Annotated in this window: 15 protein-coding genes; 9 read left to right on the top strand and 6 right to left on the bottom strand. The window is 59.9% G+C overall.

Annotated elements, in window-relative coordinates:
• Nucleotides 1-125 precede the first annotated feature (125 nt).
• Nucleotides 126-884, bottom strand: a complete 759-nt coding sequence (locus AC3WWR_RS10000) for an SDR family oxidoreductase (RefSeq protein ID WP_033044250.1) — start codon at nucleotides 882-884, stop codon at nucleotides 126-128.
• A 165-nt stretch (nucleotides 885-1,049) separates the two neighbouring features.
• On the opposite strand from AC3WWR_RS10000, the gene AC3WWR_RS10005 reads away from it, so the two are divergent.
• From AC3WWR_RS10005 to groL, 4 genes are all read left to right on the top strand, one after another.
• Nucleotides 1,050-1,781, top strand: coding sequence for a HugZ family pyridoxamine 5'-phosphate oxidase (locus tag AC3WWR_RS10005; protein WP_033044249.1), 732 nt, complete (start codon nucleotides 1,050-1,052; stop codon nucleotides 1,779-1,781).
• Nucleotides 1,782-1,847: 66 nt separating this feature from the next.
• Nucleotides 1,848-2,324: an FxsA family protein gene (locus AC3WWR_RS10010; protein WP_020799907.1), complete on the top strand. Its 477-nt coding sequence runs from the start codon at nucleotides 1,848-1,850 to the stop codon at nucleotides 2,322-2,324.
• 248 nt (nucleotides 2,325-2,572) lie between these two features.
• Nucleotides 2,573-2,866, top strand: a complete 294-nt coding sequence (locus AC3WWR_RS10015) for a co-chaperone GroES (protein WP_020799908.1) — start codon at nucleotides 2,573-2,575, stop codon at nucleotides 2,864-2,866.
• Nucleotides 2,867-2,915: 49 nt separating this feature from the next.
• Nucleotides 2,916-4,562, top strand: coding sequence for a chaperonin GroEL (gene groL / locus AC3WWR_RS10020; RefSeq protein WP_020799909.1), 1,647 nt, complete (start codon nucleotides 2,916-2,918; stop codon nucleotides 4,560-4,562).
• Between the two features lie 191 nt (nucleotides 4,563-4,753).
• On the opposite strand, the gene AC3WWR_RS10025 is transcribed toward groL, so the two are convergent.
• The gene (locus tag AC3WWR_RS10025; RefSeq protein ID WP_020799910.1) at nucleotides 4,754-5,497 is read right to left on the bottom strand and encodes a phosphatase PAP2 family protein; all 744 of its coding nucleotides are present in this window, start codon (nucleotides 5,495-5,497) and stop codon (nucleotides 4,754-4,756) included.
• A 219-nt stretch (nucleotides 5,498-5,716) separates the two neighbouring features.
• On the opposite strand from AC3WWR_RS10025, the gene colR reads away from it, so the two are divergent.
• From colR to AC3WWR_RS10050, 5 genes are all read left to right on the top strand, one after another.
• Nucleotides 5,717-6,400, top strand: coding sequence for a two-component system response regulator ColR (colR, locus tag AC3WWR_RS10030; RefSeq protein ID WP_020799911.1), 684 nt, complete (start codon nucleotides 5,717-5,719; stop codon nucleotides 6,398-6,400).
• Nucleotides 6,390-7,673, top strand: coding sequence for a sensor histidine kinase (locus tag AC3WWR_RS10035; RefSeq protein WP_020799912.1), 1,284 nt, complete (start codon nucleotides 6,390-6,392; stop codon nucleotides 7,671-7,673). The genes colR and AC3WWR_RS10035 overlap by 11 nt, the downstream gene beginning before the upstream one ends.
• A 151-nt stretch (nucleotides 7,674-7,824) precedes the next feature.
• Complete coding sequence (locus AC3WWR_RS10040) at nucleotides 7,825-8,493, top strand: class I SAM-dependent methyltransferase (protein ID WP_033044253.1); 669 nt, start codon at nucleotides 7,825-7,827, stop codon at nucleotides 8,491-8,493.
• Between the two features lie 3 nt (nucleotides 8,494-8,496).
• Entirely contained in the window at nucleotides 8,497-9,210 is a 714-nt protein-coding gene (locus AC3WWR_RS10045; protein ID WP_033044247.1) for a lipopolysaccharide kinase InaA family protein, read from the top strand.
• Between the two features lie 2 nt (nucleotides 9,211-9,212).
• Nucleotides 9,213-9,440, top strand: coding sequence for a hypothetical protein (locus AC3WWR_RS10050; protein ID WP_020799915.1), 228 nt, complete (start codon nucleotides 9,213-9,215; stop codon nucleotides 9,438-9,440).
• Between the two features lie 174 nt (nucleotides 9,441-9,614).
• Here AC3WWR_RS10050 and AC3WWR_RS10055 read toward each other — a convergent pair whose 3' ends face one another.
• The 4 genes from AC3WWR_RS10055 to AC3WWR_RS10070 all read right to left on the bottom strand — a co-directional run bounded on the left by AC3WWR_RS10055 (nucleotide 9,615) and on the right by AC3WWR_RS10070 (nucleotide 16,161).
• Nucleotides 9,615-12,638, bottom strand: coding sequence for a multidrug efflux RND transporter permease subunit (locus tag AC3WWR_RS10055; protein ID WP_033045441.1), 3,024 nt, complete (start codon nucleotides 12,636-12,638; stop codon nucleotides 9,615-9,617).
• Between the two features lie 15 nt (nucleotides 12,639-12,653).
• The gene (locus AC3WWR_RS10060) at nucleotides 12,654-13,802 is read right to left on the bottom strand and encodes an efflux RND transporter periplasmic adaptor subunit (protein ID WP_020797464.1); all 1,149 of its coding nucleotides are present in this window, start codon (nucleotides 13,800-13,802) and stop codon (nucleotides 12,654-12,656) included.
• A 179-nt stretch (nucleotides 13,803-13,981) separates the two neighbouring features.
• Nucleotides 13,982-15,082 (bottom strand): DUF1513 domain-containing protein, encoded by a 1,101-nt coding sequence (locus AC3WWR_RS10065; RefSeq protein ID WP_020797463.1) that lies wholly within the window; start codon nucleotides 15,080-15,082, stop codon nucleotides 13,982-13,984.
• Nucleotides 15,083-15,096: 14 nt separating this feature from the next.
• Complete coding sequence (locus AC3WWR_RS10070; RefSeq protein WP_168758903.1) at nucleotides 15,097-16,161, bottom strand: imelysin family protein; 1,065 nt, start codon at nucleotides 16,159-16,161, stop codon at nucleotides 15,097-15,099.
• Between the last annotated feature and the right edge of the window lie 21 nt (nucleotides 16,162-16,182).

The raw sequence follows: 16,182 nt of genomic DNA on the forward strand, positions 1-16,182 counted from the left end.
TACCTGTGGGAGCGGGCTTGCTCGCGAATGCGGATTAACATTCAACAGTATTGTTGACTGAACCACCGCTTTCGCGAGCAAGTCGAATCGTCGCACCGCCGCTCCCACATTGGTTTAGGGGGGCTCTAGATGCGCAACCCGCCATCCAACTCCAGAATCCGACCGGTGTAATAGTCGTTCTCAAAGATGTAGGCCGCCGAATGGGCGATTTCCTCAGGCTTGCCCATGCGCTTGAGCGGAATCCCCGACGTCATTTTCTCCAGTGCTTCAGGTTTCATGCCCAGCGTCATTTCGGTTTCGATGAAGCCCGGTGCAATGCCGGCCACCCGGATGCCATAGCGCGCCAGTTCCTTGGCCCAGGTCACGGTAGCTGCCGCGACACCGGCCTTGGCGGCGGAGTAGTTGGTCTGGCCAACATTGCCGGCGCGGGAAATCGACGAGATATTGATGATCGCGCCGCTGTTGTCGAGCTCGACCATTTTCGCCGCGACTTCACGGGTGCACAGGAATACGCCGGTCAGGTTGACGTCGATGACCGCCTGCCATTGAGCCAGGGTCATCTTGGTCATTTCGCCATCCTTGACCTTGAGCAGCAGGCCATCACGCAAGATCCCGGCATTGTTGATCAGGCCATGAATAGCACCAAAGTCGCTGGCGACCTGGGCGACCATATGGCTCACTTGCTCTTCATTGGCGACGTTGCACAGATAGGCGCGGGCTTCGACGCCCAAGGCCGTGCAGGCAGCGACGGTGTCGTCGAGCTTTTCCTGGTTCAGGTCGACGAGCGCCAGTTTTGCGCCCCTGGCGGCCAAATACTCGGCCATGGAGCGGCCTAAACCCTGGCAACCGCCCGTGATAATGATTACTTTGTCAGTGAGTTTCATTCGCATGCCCCCGGTGGCAGGTCTGGTTGGTTTGCTTCTTGAGTGCCTCTCGATCTGCGCCCGAACTGGCCACGGCTGCACATGAGAACTACCCCGACGGCATGCTGGAACTTTCATCAGCAGCCTGTCCGTTTTTACGACGGATTCTTAATAAGGAGTCATAAATTGAGCGTTGAAGCGGCTAAGCATGCACGAGAATTGCTCCTCAAGGAATACCGTGGGGTGCTCTCCACACACTCCAAGTCAATGCCTGGTTTCCCGTTCGGTTCCGTGGTTCCGTACTGCCTGGACGAGCTCGGCCGGCCGCTGATCCTGATCAGCCGCATCGCCCAGCACACCCACAATCTGCAAAAAGATCCGAAATGCTCACTGTTCGTGGGCGAGCGTGGGGCCGAAGACGTCCAGGCCGTTGGTCGCCTGACCTACCTGGCCGAAGCGCAACAGGTCGAAGACGTTGCCGCCATCGAAGCGGCCGCCGAACGGTACTACCGCTATTTCCCGGATTCGCAGAACTATCATCAGGCCCACGATTTCGACTTCTGGGTGCTCAAGCCGGTGCGCCATCGCTACATTGGCGGGTTTGGCGCGATCCACTGGGTCAACGAGCTGACCCTGGCCAACCCGTTTGCCGGCAAGGCCGAGGCGAGCATGATCGAACACATGAACGCCGATCACGCCAAAGCCATTGCGCATTACGTCGAACTGGCCGGCTTGCCGAAAACTTCGCCGGCGACCCTGGTGGGCATCGACAGCGAAGGCATGCACCTGCTCATCGGCCAGGGGCTGCACTGGCTGCCGTTTCCAGCGCCTTGTAATACGCCGACACAAGTGCGCGAGGCCTTGGTTTTCCTGGCTCATGCCGAACATTGGCCGAAAAAGGCAGTGGCTGACGCTTGAATTCACGAAATGGCGACGTCATCTAAGGATTACTGGCAAGGCATTCTTGCGTTGAGGAACCATTTGATGCGCCCTTTTTTGTTGCTCTTTCTGCTGTTCCCGGTGTTGGAGCTGTTCGTATTCGTCAAGGTGGCAGGGTCGATCGGGTTTTTCCCGGCCCTGCTGCTGATCATTCTCGGCTCGATGTTCGGTGTGTTCGTGTTGCGCGTTGCCGGGTTGGCCACCGCACTGCGTGCCCGTGAAAGCCTGAATCGTGGCGAATTGCCAGCCCAGACCATGCTGGAAGGCCTGATGTTGGCGTTGGCCGGTGGCTTGTTGATTCTTCCGGGTTTCATCAGCGACGTGATCGGCCTGGTCATGCTGATGCCGATCAGCCGTCGCCTCCTGGCCAATAAAATGCGCCAGCGTGCCGAGGAACAAGCGATCCGCCAGCGTGCGTTCGCCGACGACCTCCAGCCCCGTGGGGGCCCTGCGCCGCGCGAGCCTCTGGGCCGCGAGCCGAACGTGATCGAAGGCGAGTTCGAACACCGCGATACCAAGTAACAGCAATATCGACACGGCACCTTCGGGTGCCGTGTTCGTTTTCGGGCGATCACCGTAAAAATTTTTCGATCTGCGCCCTTGTAATAAGCTTGTGCGCCCTTATGTAACGGTCACCGCAAGGTTTCTGGTGATCACGCCAGACAGACTTCCGCGGTTCGCTCGACGAACCGCACCCGGCACCGCCGGACTTTGTTAAACCCGCCGGGACTACACCGGCCGATGAAAACCACAATTAGGAGAGATCGACAATGAAGCTTCGTCCTCTGCATGACCGCGTCGTCATCCGTCGCAGCGAAGAAGAAAAGAAAACCGCTGGCGGTATCGTCCTGCCAGGTTCGGCTGCTGAAAAAGCCAACAGCGGCGAAATCCTCGCTGTCGGCACCGGCCGCGTACTGGAAAACGGTGAAGTGCGTGCACTGTCCGTGAAAGTGGGCGACAAGGTTGTGTTCGGTCCTTACTCCGGCAGCAACACTGTGAAAGTCGACGGCGAAGACCTGCTGGTAATGAGCGAGAACGAAATCCTCGCTGTTGTCGAAGGCTGATTCCCCGCTCATTTTCCCGTTACTACAAAGTATTTAAGGAATATCGATCATGGCTGCTAAAGAAGTTAAATTCGGCGATTCCGCCCGCAAGAAAATGCTCACCGGTGTCAACGTCCTGGCTGACGCAGTAAAAGCGACCCTGGGCCCGAAAGGCCGTAACGTGATCATCGAGAAGAGCTTCGGCGCTCCGACCATCACCAAGGACGGCGTTTCCGTAGCCAAAGAAATCGAACTGGAAGACCGTTTCGAAAACATGGGCGCGCAGCTGGTCAAAGACGTTGCCTCCCGTGCCAACGATGACGCAGGCGACGGCACCACCACCGCTACCGTTCTGGCTCAATCGATCGTCAACGAAGGCCTGAAAGCCGTCGCTGCCGGCATGAACCCGATGGATCTGAAGCGCGGTATCGACAAAGCGACCATCGCTATCGTCAAAGAGCTGAAGGCCCTGTCCAAGCCATGCGCTGACACCAAGGCTATCGCTCAGGTAGGTACCATCTCCGCCAACTCCGACAACTCCATCGGCGACATCATTGCTGAAGCCATGGAAAAAGTCGGTAAAGAAGGCGTGATCACCGTCGAAGAAGGCTCGGGCCTGGAAAACGAACTGTCGGTTGTTGAAGGCATGCAGTTCGACCGTGGCTACCTGTCCCCGTACTTCGTCAACAAGCCAGAGACCATGGTCGCTGAGCTGGACGGCCCGCTGATCCTGCTGGTCGACAAGAAGATCTCGAACATCCGCGAAATGCTGCCAGTACTGGAAGCCGTTGCCAAAGCCGGCCGTCCACTGCTGATCGTGGCCGAAGACGTTGAAGGCGAAGCCCTGGCGACTCTGGTTGTGAACAACATGCGCGGTATCGTCAAAGTCGCAGCCGTCAAGGCGCCTGGCTTCGGCGACCGTCGCAAGGCCATGCTGCAGGACATCGCCGTTCTGACCGGTGGTACCGTTATCTCCGAAGAGATCGGCCTGAGCCTGGAAAGCACCACCCTGGAGCACCTGGGTAACGCCAAGCGCGTAACCCTGTCCAAGGAAAACACCATCATCGTTGACGGTGCTGGCGTTCAAGGCGACATCGAAGCACGCATCAACCAGATCCGTGCCCAGGTTGCCGAGACTTCCTCGGACTACGACCGTGAAAAACTGCAGGAGCGTCTGGCCAAGTTGTCCGGCGGCGTTGCAGTGATCAAGGTTGGCGCTGGTTCCGAAGTTGAAATGAAAGAGAAGAAAGCCCGCGTTGAAGACGCCCTGCACGCTACCCGTGCAGCCGTTGAAGAAGGCGTGGTGCCTGGCGGTGGCGTGGCCCTGATCCGTGCTCTGGAAGCACTGACTCAACTGAAAGGCGACAACGCCGATCAGGACGTGGGTATCGCTGTACTGCGTCGCGCTGTTGAAGCGCCGCTGCGCCAGATCGTTGCCAACTCCGGCGACGAGCCAAGCGTAGTGGTCGACAAGGTCAAGAACGGCGAAGGCAGCTTCGGCTACAACGCTGCGACTGGCGAATACGGCGACATGATCGAAATGGGTATCCTGGACCCAACCAAGGTCACCCGTTCGGCTCTGCAAGCTGCAGCGTCCATCGGCGGCCTGATCCTGACCACCGAAGCTGCGGTAGCTGACGCACCGAAGAAAGACAGCGGTGCTGGCGGCGGCATGCCAGACATGGGCGGTATGGGCGGCATGGGCGGCATGATGTAAGCCAGCCTTACCCCTGTATAAAAAAACCCCGCCTGCGTAAGTAGGCGGGGTTTTTTATTGCCCGGATTTTGAAGTGCAAGCGATTCAGTGTGGGAGCGGGCTTGCTCGCTAAGACGGTGTGTCAATCACCGGGGAGGTTGACTGATCTACCGCCTTCGCGAGCAAGCCCGCTCCCACATTTGATCTGTATTTCAGGCACTGACCGGCTGTGCTTCGAGCTCTCTCTCGGCCTTGGAAGTGGGTCGATAAAGGATGTAGTAATACGACCCCAGGCAAATCAGCCAGCAGAATACCGCCGTCCACACGTTGTGCGAGAAGAAGTGTGCTCCCTGCAGCATCCGGCCGATGGAAAAAACCGAGCCCAGGGCGAAGGCGAAAACAAAGGCCGCACGCGCCATGCGCGGACGGCGATCACGCAACACGAAGAACAGTGCAAACAGGGTGAAACCGGTCGCGGCGTGACCGCCAGGCCAGCAACGCCCCGGTTTTTCTGTAGCCGGACGCGGGCTCAACAATTCGCTGTAGGTCTCGTGACCGCCGAATTGCTCCAGGCTCCACGGGCATTGCACCGCCGTCACCGCTTTCATCGGCGTGACAAAGGACGTCGCCAGCCCCAGGGACAGCACCAGGCAGCCCAGTTCCCGCTTGAACGGCTTGAGCCGGGGCAGAAAGAACGAACCGGCAAAACCGAGGATAGCCAGCACCGAGAAGGCGATAACCACTTGCTTGGCCCGATCATGCAGGACGGTTTCCAGGAAATAACTGTGCCGGCCGATGAAGTCCCCGGCGACCGGATCGTAGAACAGCCTGGCCAGGTCCATGTCCAGGGTCGTCAGTTCAAGCAACACCAGAATGATTGCCGCAACGGCGGGAACACCCAGGCACACCCAGAAGTTGAGCGGGCGAGAAGCGGGGCGTGCAGAGATCGAAACCATGGTCAATCCTTGGTCAGTGAAATGTTCTTGAATACGCAGCCGCGCGGAGTCTGGGCTCGACCCTGTCGTCAACCCGTGAACCGATAGTGAAAAAAACGTTGGGGCTTGATCCGACGATTTCGCCCAACCGACGACTGCACGCAACCCTGGCCCTGAATCACGCTTGGCCTTAAGCTGCGCGGGCCGAGACGGCCGTTATTGTGTACGGAGAAGATGCCCATGCGAATTTTATTGGTTGAAGACAACCGCGATATCCTGGCTAATCTGGCCGATTACCTGGGACTCAAGGGCTATACCGTGGATTGCGCACAGGACGGTTTGTCGGGCCTGCATCTGGCAGCTACGGAGCATTACGACTTGATCGTACTCGATATCATGTTGCCTGGCATCGACGGCTACACGCTGTGCAAACGCCTGCGCGAAGATGCCCGGCGCGACACGCCGGTGATCATGCTCACTGCCCGTGATCAACTGGACGACCGGCTGCAAGGCTTCAAGTCCGGTGCCGATGACTACCTGATCAAACCCTTCGCCTTGTCTGAACTGGCGGCGCGGATCGAAGCAGTGATGCGTCGCACCCAAGGTGGAGGTCGCCGGACCTTGCAGGTGGGTGACCTGAGCTATGACCTCGATACGCTGGAGGTCACCCGCGAAGGCCGATTGCTCAAGCTCAACCCGGTGGGCCTGAAGTTGCTGGCGGTCCTGATGCAGAAAAGCCCGCATGTACTGCGCCGCGAAATTCTCGAAGAGGCCCTGTGGGGCGATGACTGCCCAGACAGCGACAGCCTGCGCAGCCATGTCCATCAATTGCGCCAGGTGATCGACAAGCCGTTCGCCAAACCGCTGCTGCAAACCGTGCACGGTGTGGGTTACCGCCTGGCCGAGGGGCGTGATGGAGTTTAAACAGAGCCTCGCTCAACGGATCATCATTGCCTTTGCGCTGATGAGCGCACTGGTGGCGGGCGCCTTTGCCATGGGCATCGTTGCCACCGTGCACCTGGTGGAAGAAAAATTGATCTCGGCGGGCCTGGGTGGCGATTTGCAGCGCCTGTTGCTGATGGACAGCGTTTCGGACTGGAGCCATCGCCCGGAACCGGACCAGTTGTTTTATTTCAGCGGCGGGCGGGGCGATTTCGAGTTGCCCAAGGATTTGCGGCACCTGGATCCAGGGTTTCACGAGGTTTTTCGCGAGCAGCTGTCGTACCACGCGATGGTCGAGGTGGTCGATGGTCGGCGCTATGTGCTGTTGCAGGACCAGAGTGACTTCGAAGAGCGCGAGCGAGTGCTGTTTGCCGTGGTGCTGGTGGGCTTCGTGCTGAGCCTGGCGCTGGCGGTGTTTCTCGGCTGGGTGCTGGCGCGCAAGGTAATGGCACCGGTAGTAAGGCTGGCGCGTCAGGTACGTCATCGCGATCAGCTACTGGGTCTGGCACCGCCACTGGCGCCGGATTATGCGGCCGATGAAGTGGGTGAGCTGGCCGTGGCCTTCGACGCTACCCTCGGCCGGTTGCGCCAGGCGCTGACCCGTGAGCGCATGTTCACCAGTGACGTCAGCCATGAACTGCGCACGCCCTTGATGGTGTTGGCCAGTTCCTGCGAGTTGCTGTTGGAAAACCCCGGGATCGACCAGCGCGGCCTTGCCCAGGTCGAGCGAATTGCCCGCGCCAGTGAAGAAATGCGCGAGTTGGTACAAACTTTCCTGATGCTGGCCCGCGCTCAGCGCGAAGACGCCGGCATGTCTGCGCAGCAAACGCTGGATGAAGTGGCCGACGGCTTGATCAACCTGTGGCGCGAGCCGATCGAGGCCAAGGGGCTCAAGCTGATTGTCGACTGGGGTGGTCCCCACACTACTCGGTATAACGCAACGCTATTGCACGCGGTCATGGGCAACCTGCTGCGTAACGCATTGCATTACACCGACCGTGGATTTATCCGGCTGAGCCTGATGCCCACCGGGTTCACGGTCGAGGACAGTGGCGTGGGTATTCCCGAGGAAAAACGCGAAGCGATGTTCGAACCTTTTGTGCGAGGCAACGAGAAACGCGGAGAGGGCCTCGGGCTTGGACTATCGTTAGTACAACGGATCTGTGAAAACCAGGGCTGGAGCGTCAGCCTGACGACCATGGAACCCAATGGCTGTCGTTTTCAGGTCCAGTTCAATGCGTCGACTGTGAGTTGATGGTCGCTGGACGGTTGGTTGAGATTGCCGCCTTGTAATACCTCGAAACGTTTCGAGGTTTTCATCACGAAATTTTCACAATCGCATGACCTGACCCTCACACATGACTGCCTAAGGTGGTTGGAATCAGAAGCTCAGGAGATTGATGATGGTGGATGGCCCGATCAAACTGGATTTTTCCAACAAGTACGACGATCAACACGCCAAACGTTACCTGCAAAAACACAAGGATGGCGTCGGCCGCCGCCTGTCCCACTGGCGTGACGTACAAATGGCGCGCAAGGCGCTGGCGTTGGTCGGCGAGCCGGGCCTGGTTCTCGATCTGCCCTGCGGTGCGGGGCGTTTCTGGCCAATGCTGGCGGAGAAACCCAACCGCGTGATCATCGGTGCCGACAACTCCGAGTCCATGATCAAGATCGCTACACAGTCGCAACCGGCTGAAGTGGTGAAACGGGTACAACCCTTGCAGACGTCCGCGTTCGACATTGCGTTGCCGGATAACGCTGTCGACAGCATTTTCTGCATGCGTTTGCTCCACCACATCGGTGAAGCCCAGCATCGACTGGCGATCTTGCGCGAATTCGAGCGCGTCAGCCGAGACAGCGTCATCCTTTCACTGTGGGTCGACGGTAACTTCAAAGCCTGGAAACGCAAGCGCGCGGAGAGAACCCGTGGGCAGGAAGGTTACCAAAATAGATTTGTGTTACCGGCGGCTACCGTAGAAAAGGAGTTTGAGCAGGCTGGTTTCCGTATTCAGGAACGTATCGACTTTTTGCCGCTCTATGCCATGTGGCGAGTTTATGTATTACGCAAGAGGTAACAGATGGTAGAGCAGTGTGCAGCAGGAACAGGCGTCGCCTCCCAGGACCGATTCGATTACTTCTGGAATCAGCGCGGAGAATGGGTGGAAGAGCCCAACGTCCGGCGCGGTGGCGAGAGTGGCGTGCAGCGTCTCATGGACAGTGATGGACAACTGCTCTACGTAAAACGCCAGACCGGCCATATCCATCGGGGTCTTTTGCACCCTTTCGGACGGCCGACGGTGCTGCGCGAGCGTGATGCACTCACCGGCTTGCGCCTGCTCGATGTGCGCGTCCCGGAAATCGTGTTCTGCGAAGCGCAACGCGATCCCGTGCACAAGTGGCGCGCCTTGTTGGTGACCAAGTCTTTGGACGGCTTCGAGGAAATCGAACGTTGGTACGAAAGCGGCGGACGCGAGCGTCATGGTGAGGCTGTGCACGATCGCGTGCTCAAGGACCTGGCCGAGAACCTGGCGCGGATGCACAAGGGGCGTTGGCAACACAGCTGCATCTATATCAAGCACGTATTTGTTCGCGTCACCGGTGAGGGTGAGGCAGCCAAAGTCGAAGTTGCCTTGATCGATCTGGAGAAGTGCCGGCGGCGCTTGACCGCTCGCCAGGCGGCGGCCCATGACATGAAGCAGCTGCGCCGCCACTCGTCATTCAGCCCGACGGACTGGAAGAAACTCGTCTATTTTTATGAGACGGCGTTTGGCAGCGCTATCAAAGGTTTATAGCAATGAAACTTGAAGTTGCGCGAGGTTTGTTTCTGGTAGGAGCCTTGGCAGTTGCTTCACTCGCGGTGGCGGCATGGGAGCAGCCCCGCACGCAAGTCTTAAGTTCAGTACACAGTGGCGAGCACTGTCCGTTGCCACGGGTTGCCAAGGCATCCGTGGCCACTCAACCCGATCATGATTTGTTGCTGTTCATGTTCGGACTCTCTCAAGGATTGAGGCCGCAAAGTTGAACACAATGAAGCCCAAATAAAAGGCCTCGCTGATGCGAGGCCTTTTTTGTTGCGCAGTGCAGATCGTTCCCACGCTCTGCGTGGGAATGCAGCCCGGGACGCTCCGCGTCCCAAATCAAGAGCCGAACGCGGAGCGTCCGTAGAGGCATTCCCACGCAGAGCGTGGGAACGATCTTAGCGAGAGGATTTGGCCAGCAGCGTATACACGCACGGCAACACAAACAGCGTAAACAGCGTCCCAATCGACATCCCGGTGGCAATGACCGTACCGATATCGAACCGGCTCACCGCGCCGGCCCCCGTGGCGATGATCAACGGCACCATGCCGAATACCATTGCCGCCGTGGTCATCAATACCGGGCGCAGGCGAATGGCCGCGGCTTCCTCCACCGCTTCGCGGGGCGTCAGGCCCCTGTCCTTGCGCAGCTGGTTGGCGAATTCGACGATCAGGATGCCGTGCTTGCTGATCAGGCCGATCAACGTCACCAACCCGACCTGGGTATAGATGTTCATGCTCGACCAGCCGAGGAACAGCGGCAGCAAGGCGCCGCAGATCGACAGCGGGACGGTCACCAGGATCACCAGCGGATCGCGAAAGCTTTCGAACTGGGCCGCCAGTACCAGGAAGATGATCGCCAGTGCCAGGCCAAAGGTCACCCATAGTGCACTGCCTTCCTGGACGTATTGCCGCGATGCACCGGCATAGTCGAAGGCAAAGCCCGCCGGCGCTTCTTCCCGGGCGATCTGACGCACGGCGTCGATGGCCTCGCCCATGCTGACCAGCGGCACCCCGGAAAGAATCGCCGAGTTGAGTTGCTGGAACTGGTTCAGTTGCCGAGGGCGCGCCCGGTCGGTCACGGTGATCAGGGTCGAGAGGGCGAGCAGTTCGCCCTGGGTGTTCTTGACGTAGTAGTTGTTCAGCCAGTCAGGGTTATCCCGGAAGGGGCGTTCGACCTGGGCAATGACTTTGTAACTGCGGCCATCCACGGTGAAACGGTTGATTTCCGCCTCACCCAGCAACGTCGCCAGCGTGCCGCCCAGATCCTGCATCGACACGCCCATCTGGGCGGCCTTGGCGCGGTCGATGTCCACCACCACTTCAGGCTTGTCGAAGGCCAGGTCGACGTCGACGAAGGCGAATTTGCCAGACTCCATCGCGCGTTTTTTCACCCGGTCGACCACTTGCAGCAGTAACTCGTAATCGTTGGCCGTGTTGACGACGAACTGGAACGGCAGACCCTCGCCGGTACCCGGCAGGGAAGGCAGGTTGAAGCCGAATACCTGCAAGCCTGAAATGCTCTCCAGCTTGGCCTGAACCTCGGGCAGGATTTCCATCTGCGTGCGGCTGCGCTCGTTCCAGGGCTTGAGCAGGAAACCGCCAATACCCGATTGCACACCGTTGAAGCCATTGATCTGGAACGACGAGTAGTACTCGGGAAACGCCTTGAAGATCGTGATGAACTCGTCGGTGTAGGTGTTCAAGTAGTCGAGGTTGGTCGGTTGCGGTGCACTGGCCAGCATGAAAATGATGCCCTGGTCCTCATCCGGCGCCAGTTCCGACTTGGTGAACTTGAGCAGCACGGGAATCAGGCACAGCACGATCACCGCGAACACCAGCACCACCGGCCGGGTGTTGAGGGTGCCGTGGAGCATTGTCTGGTATCGGCGCTTGAGGCTTTCAAAAATCAGGTCAAGGCGATGGGCCAGGCCCGTGGGGTTTTCGTCGTGACGCAGCAGCAGGGCGCACATCATCGGCGACAGGGTCAGGGCGACGATGCCGGAAATCACCACCGCACCGGCCAGGGTCAGGGCGAACTCCTTGAACAGCGCCCCGGTAAGGCCCGTGAGGAAGCCGATCGGCGCATACACCGCTGCCAGGGTGATGGTCATCGAGACCACCGGCATGGCGATCTCCCGGGCGCCCTCGATGGCGGCATCCAGCGGCGTCTTGCCTTCCTCGATGTGGCGGTGGATGTTTTCTACCACCACGATGGCATCGTCCACCACCAGGCCGATGGCCAACACCATCGCCAGCAGGGTCAGCAGGTTCAGCGAGTAACCCATCATCTGCATGAAGAACATCACGCCGATCATGGACAACGGAATGGTGACCACCGGGATCACCACCGAGCGCAACGCACCGAGGAACAGGAACACCACCACGATCACGATCAGTACTGCTTCGAACAGGGTCTTGATCACTTCGTTGATCGAGGCCTGGATGAACAGCGTCGCGTCGTAGGCGATTTCCGCCTTCAGGTTCGGTGGCAGCTGGGCCGTAAGCTCCGGCATGATCTTGCGCACTTCCTTGATCACGTCGAGGGGGTTGGCCGCAGGCGTGGCCTTGATGCCGATGTACACCGAGGGCGTACCGCCGAACGAGCTGATGGTGTCGTAGTTTTCCGCTCCCATCTCGACCCGCGCGACATCGCGCAGCAGCACGCGACTGTCACCTTCGACCTTGAGCGGGATCGCGGCGAAGGCTTCGGCTGATTTGAGCTCGGTATTGGCGCTAATGCTGGTGACCACGTACTCACCTTTCACTTCGCCCGCGGCGGAAAGGAAGTTGTACTGGCGCACCGAGTTGGTCACGTCGCTGGCGCTGAGGCCGAAACCGGCCAGCTTCACCGGGTCCAGCCACAGGCGCATGGCGAAGACCTGGTTGCCGAGAATCTCGGCTTCGGCCATGCCCGGCAAGGTTGCCAGCTTCGGCTGGATGACGCGCGACAGGTAATCGGTAATCTGCGGGTTGCTCAGCTCCTTGCTGGAGAAGCTGATGTACATCAGCGCCGAGGCGTCGGCAGCTTCCTTGCTCAGCACCGGGTCCTCGGCATCCTGGGGCAGGCGGTTCTTGACCTCGTTGGCCTTGGCCAGCAGTTCGGTGAACAAGCGGTCGCTGTTGGAGCCGATGCGTGCGTAGATCGAGATCACCGAGAAATTCTGCCGACTGACCGAAGTCATGTAGTCGATACCTTCGGCACTGGCCAGGCTCTGTTGCAACGGTTGCGTGATGTAGCCCTGGATGGTTTCGGCGTTGGCCCCGGGGTACGCGGTGGTGACCGTGATCAGGGCGTTTTCCATTTGTGGGTACTGGCGCAGCGGCAGCGTGCTCCAGGCCTGGAAGCCCAGCAGCACAATCAACAGGCTGACCACGGTGGCGAGCACCGGGCGACGGATGAACGGGTCGGTAAAAGCCATTGGGGGGTTCCTTGATCAGTCAGCGCGTGGCTGACTGTTCTTTTCGGCCAGGGTCTTGTCGTCGCTGATGGCGATGTGCGCACCGTTGTCCAGTTTGATCTGGCCGGCCGTGACCACCTTTTCGCCGTTCTGCAGACCTTTGGTAATCACCACCTGCCCGTCGCGGCGTTCACCGGTTTCAATGAACCGCCGTTCAGCGATCAGGATCGGCTGGCCCTTGTCGTCTTTTTCGAGGCTGCCGTCTTCAGCCTTCTTCTCTGCAACGACATACAGGGAGTTGCCGTAGAGCGTGTAGGTGATCGCGCTTTCCGGCACGACGATGCTCGGCCGCGGGTTGGGCAACATCACCTGCAGGTTGGCGAACATGCCTGGCAGCAGCTTGCCATCGGGGTTGGCCAGGGTCGCGCGGACCTGCATGTTGCGCGTGCTGTTTTCCAGTTTCGGGTTGATCGCACTGATGGTGCCGGGGAAGGTCTGGGACGGATACGCCGCGACGATGATTTCAACCGGCTGGCCAATGGCGATCTTTGGCACCGACTGCTCTGGCACGAAAAAGTCGACGTAGAGGCTGCTGAGGTCTTGCAGGGTGGCAATCATGGTGCCACTGGCCAGGTAGTCGCCAACGTCCACCTGACGAATGCCGATGGTCCCGCTGAAGGGGGCGACGATGCTTTTTTTGCCCAGCGCGGCCTTGAGTTGGTTGACCGTGGCCTTGCTCTTTTTCAGTACCGCCGACAGTCGATCGAACTCGCCTTTGGAAATGGCCTGGCTGCCCACCAGCTGGCTTCCTCGACCGTAATCGAGTTGGGCCAGGCCGAGGTCGGCCAGGGCGGTTTCGAGGAACGCGCTTTCCACGGCGCTGTCCAGGCGCAGGAGGGGTTGACCGGCTTTGACTTTCTGCCCGGACTCGAACTGCAGGTCAACGACCGTACCATCGGTCTCCAGGCTCAGGTCTACGCCTTGCAGCGCCTTGAGGGTGCCTACGGTAGGCAGCCTGGCTTGCCAGGGCCGTTCGATGGCCGTGGCCACGGCGACGCTGATCGGCGGTTTTGGCGCGGAGAAGCCCTGAATCATCGTATAGATGGAGAAGGCTTTGTAACCGGCCAGGACCAGCACGATCAACAGTACAACACCCAACATGATCAGCATGCGGCGACGCAGCATATTTCCAGTTCCTTGGAGAAATCAGGTGAGACAGTGGGGCACATTACCGCGAGTGGGAAGGGGAATCCAATGGCTGATTTTTGTCGGTTCCGGAAAAGATCGCAGCCTGCGGCAGCTCCTACAGGTGTACACATGACCCTGTAGGAGCTGCCGCAGGCTGCGATCTTTTTGGGCCTGACTCAAGCCATCAGATGCAGATGGTTGTCCCAGAGCCCCGCCGGCAGATCCAGCGGTTTGGCGAGCAGATTTGCCTGGCGGCAATCGTAGTACCGGCAGCGTCCCTGGCCCGAGGTCACGACGAATCCGTCGGCCACCGCGCCCACTCCGGCGCAATCGGGCAGTGGTGCGTCCAGGCGCACTTCGCCGCTGTCCAGGTCCCAGATGAAAAAGCGGTTGCCCCGAGGCGCGGTCAGCGCGACCAGGCGCAAGTCGCTGTGCACCGCAACGCTGGCGGTGTAGTGCCCCATGGCTTGCAACTGATGCTCCGGCACCGGGAACGCCACGAACGGCTGGCCCGGACGCTTGATCGCCAGCAGCTCCGAATGCTCGTGGGCTGCCCCCATGAATTGCTGGCCGGCGACGATGGTGCCATCGCTGGCAATGCCCAGGTGACGCACGCTGTTCATCTGCTGGCCGAGGGTTTCCTTGCTCAGCAGGGTGCCGTCGCGCTGCATCAGGACCAGGCTCGGCTCCATGGCATTGAGGTTCATCTCGACCCGGCTTTCGGCTTCGGTGCGGATACCACCGTTGGCCACCACCAGGGTCTCGCCATCGGGCATCCACGACACTTGATGCGGGCCGATGCCGTGGGTGGAAATCTCACCGCTGTGCACCAGGCGTTCGCCTTCGAACGTGTACACGCCGAGCAGGCCGCGACCCGGATCGGTGGTGTCGTTTTCGGTGGCGTACAACCAGTCACCGCTGTGGTGAATCACCGCATGACCGTAGAAGTGCCGGTTCGGCTGAGACGTCACGGTTTGCAGGAGCGTGCCGTCACGCAGGTCGATCAGGTAGCTCTCGGTGCCCGGACGCCGGGCAACGAACAGCGCGATCGGCAGCGTCGGGTGATTGATGATGTCATGGCAGCGCTGGCCGACCTGGGTGGCAAACACCCGGGTGCCGTCCAGCCGGTAACCGACGGCGTAGTGCTTGCCGTCGGTATCGTCCCGCGCCGAGAGCAGCAGTGGGCTTTTATCCTTGTGCCTGGACAGCGTCCAGCCGCCCAGTGACACCGCACCCAGCAGCAAACTCCCTAATTTCAGAGCCTGGCGTCGCAGCATGGAACTCGCCCTCATCAGTCACCGTCGTTGGCGTTGAAGCCCAGTTGGATGCCCAACGCCTTCGCCAGCTCGCCTTCGTGCAGGCGGTGGACCACGTTGATGCTGTCGTAGAGATCATTGAGTTGCTGGCGACCGGCGTCGTCGTTGAGCATTTCGGTCAACGAGCGCTGGCTGCTGGCGAACAGTTTCAACGAAGCGGCGTAGGCCGCGTCGATCTTGTCGGCCAATGGCTTCTGGTCGCTTGGCAACAGGCCGCGCAGGCCTTTGTTGTCGACACCTTCCCATACCGTTCTGGCCGCAGCGAGGCTGGCCTCCAGGGCGGTCAGGGACGACTGGCTGCGCCAGGCATCGGCCTGGAACGGCTGCGGCACGCCTTTGCTCTGGCGGCCCATCGGTGTGCCGAGCTTCTTCTTCAAGGTATCGAGGGCGGTCACCTGCACGCGCAACAGATCGGCGATTGCTTCGTGGGAGTCGGCGTAGCGCTGGTTCGGGAACTTGCTCATTTGCGCGAGCATGCCGTCGGTGTTGTTCCAGCTTTTGAGGATTTCTTCGGCCAGCTGTTTCTGACGCTCGCCAATGGCGATCAGCAGCGGGCAGTACTTGGCCTTTTGCTCGGCGTTGGCCACATCAGGCTTGCTGTCGAACAGGATGTATTCGTAGGCCGACAGGCCTTGGACCACCACGCTGGATTTGGCCAGTGCAGCAGCATCGATCTGCGGTTGTGCAGTGACCAGTTGCTCGACCTGGCGGCCGACCAGGTTCTTCTTGTCGGGCCAGAACTGCACCTGCCAGGCACGGTTGCCCTCGGCCAGCGGACCAATCAGCAGCGGTTGCAGTTCGGCCCAGGCTTTTTGCGCGTGCAGGAAGTCGGCGCGGGCGGTTTCGAGATTTGCCTTGCCTTCGCAGTAGGCGAGGGCGCTGACGGCCAGCTGGCGGTCGGCTTCAACCCAGCGGGTATAGGTCGGCAGAATCACCGACTTGGCGATCGCAGCCGAAGTGACGGCCTGCGGGTCCTGTGGCGAGCAGGCGCCCAAGGCTAGCGCGGCAAGGCTGGTGAACAACAATTTGGGACGGAACATGTCGGGCTCCCGCGGGAAGAT

This window comes from Pseudomonas sp. EB271-G4-1 (assembly GCF_058791355.1).

Excerpts from the sequence above, each read along its gene's own strand:
- AC3WWR_RS10045 (WP_033044247.1), top strand. The coding sequence starts at position 8,497 with ATGGTAGAGCAGTGTGCAGCAGGAACAGGCGTCGCCTCCCAGGACCGA.
- colR (WP_020799911.1), top strand. The coding sequence starts at position 5,717 with ATGCGAATTTTATTGGTTGAAGACAACCGCGATATCCTGGCTAATCTG.
- groL (WP_020799909.1), top strand. The coding sequence starts at position 2,916 with ATGGCTGCTAAAGAAGTTAAATTCGGCGATTCCGCCCGCAAGAAAATG.
- AC3WWR_RS10060 (WP_020797464.1), bottom strand. The coding sequence starts at position 13,802 with ATGCTGCGTCGCCGCATGCTGATCATGTTGGGTGTTGTACTGTTGATC.
- AC3WWR_RS10050 (WP_020799915.1), top strand. The coding sequence starts at position 9,213 with ATGAAACTTGAAGTTGCGCGAGGTTTGTTTCTGGTAGGAGCCTTGGCA.
- AC3WWR_RS10055 (WP_033045441.1), bottom strand. The coding sequence starts at position 12,638 with ATGGCTTTTACCGACCCGTTCATCCGTCGCCCGGTGCTCGCCACCGTG.
- AC3WWR_RS10025 (WP_020799910.1), bottom strand. The coding sequence starts at position 5,497 with ATGGTTTCGATCTCTGCACGCCCCGCTTCTCGCCCGCTCAACTTCTGG.
- AC3WWR_RS10000 (WP_033044250.1), bottom strand. The coding sequence starts at position 884 with ATGAAACTCACTGACAAAGTAATCATTATCACGGGCGGTTGCCAGGGT.
- AC3WWR_RS10035 (WP_020799912.1), top strand. The coding sequence starts at position 6,390 with ATGGAGTTTAAACAGAGCCTCGCTCAACGGATCATCATTGCCTTTGCG.
- AC3WWR_RS10010 (WP_020799907.1), top strand. The coding sequence starts at position 1,848 with ATGCGCCCTTTTTTGTTGCTCTTTCTGCTGTTCCCGGTGTTGGAGCTG.
- AC3WWR_RS10065 (WP_020797463.1), bottom strand. The coding sequence starts at position 15,082 with ATGCTGCGACGCCAGGCTCTGAAATTAGGGAGTTTGCTGCTGGGTGCG.
- AC3WWR_RS10070 (WP_168758903.1), bottom strand. The coding sequence starts at position 16,161 with ATGTTCCGTCCCAAATTGTTGTTCACCAGCCTTGCCGCGCTAGCCTTG.
- AC3WWR_RS10015 (WP_020799908.1), top strand. The coding sequence starts at position 2,573 with ATGAAGCTTCGTCCTCTGCATGACCGCGTCGTCATCCGTCGCAGCGAA.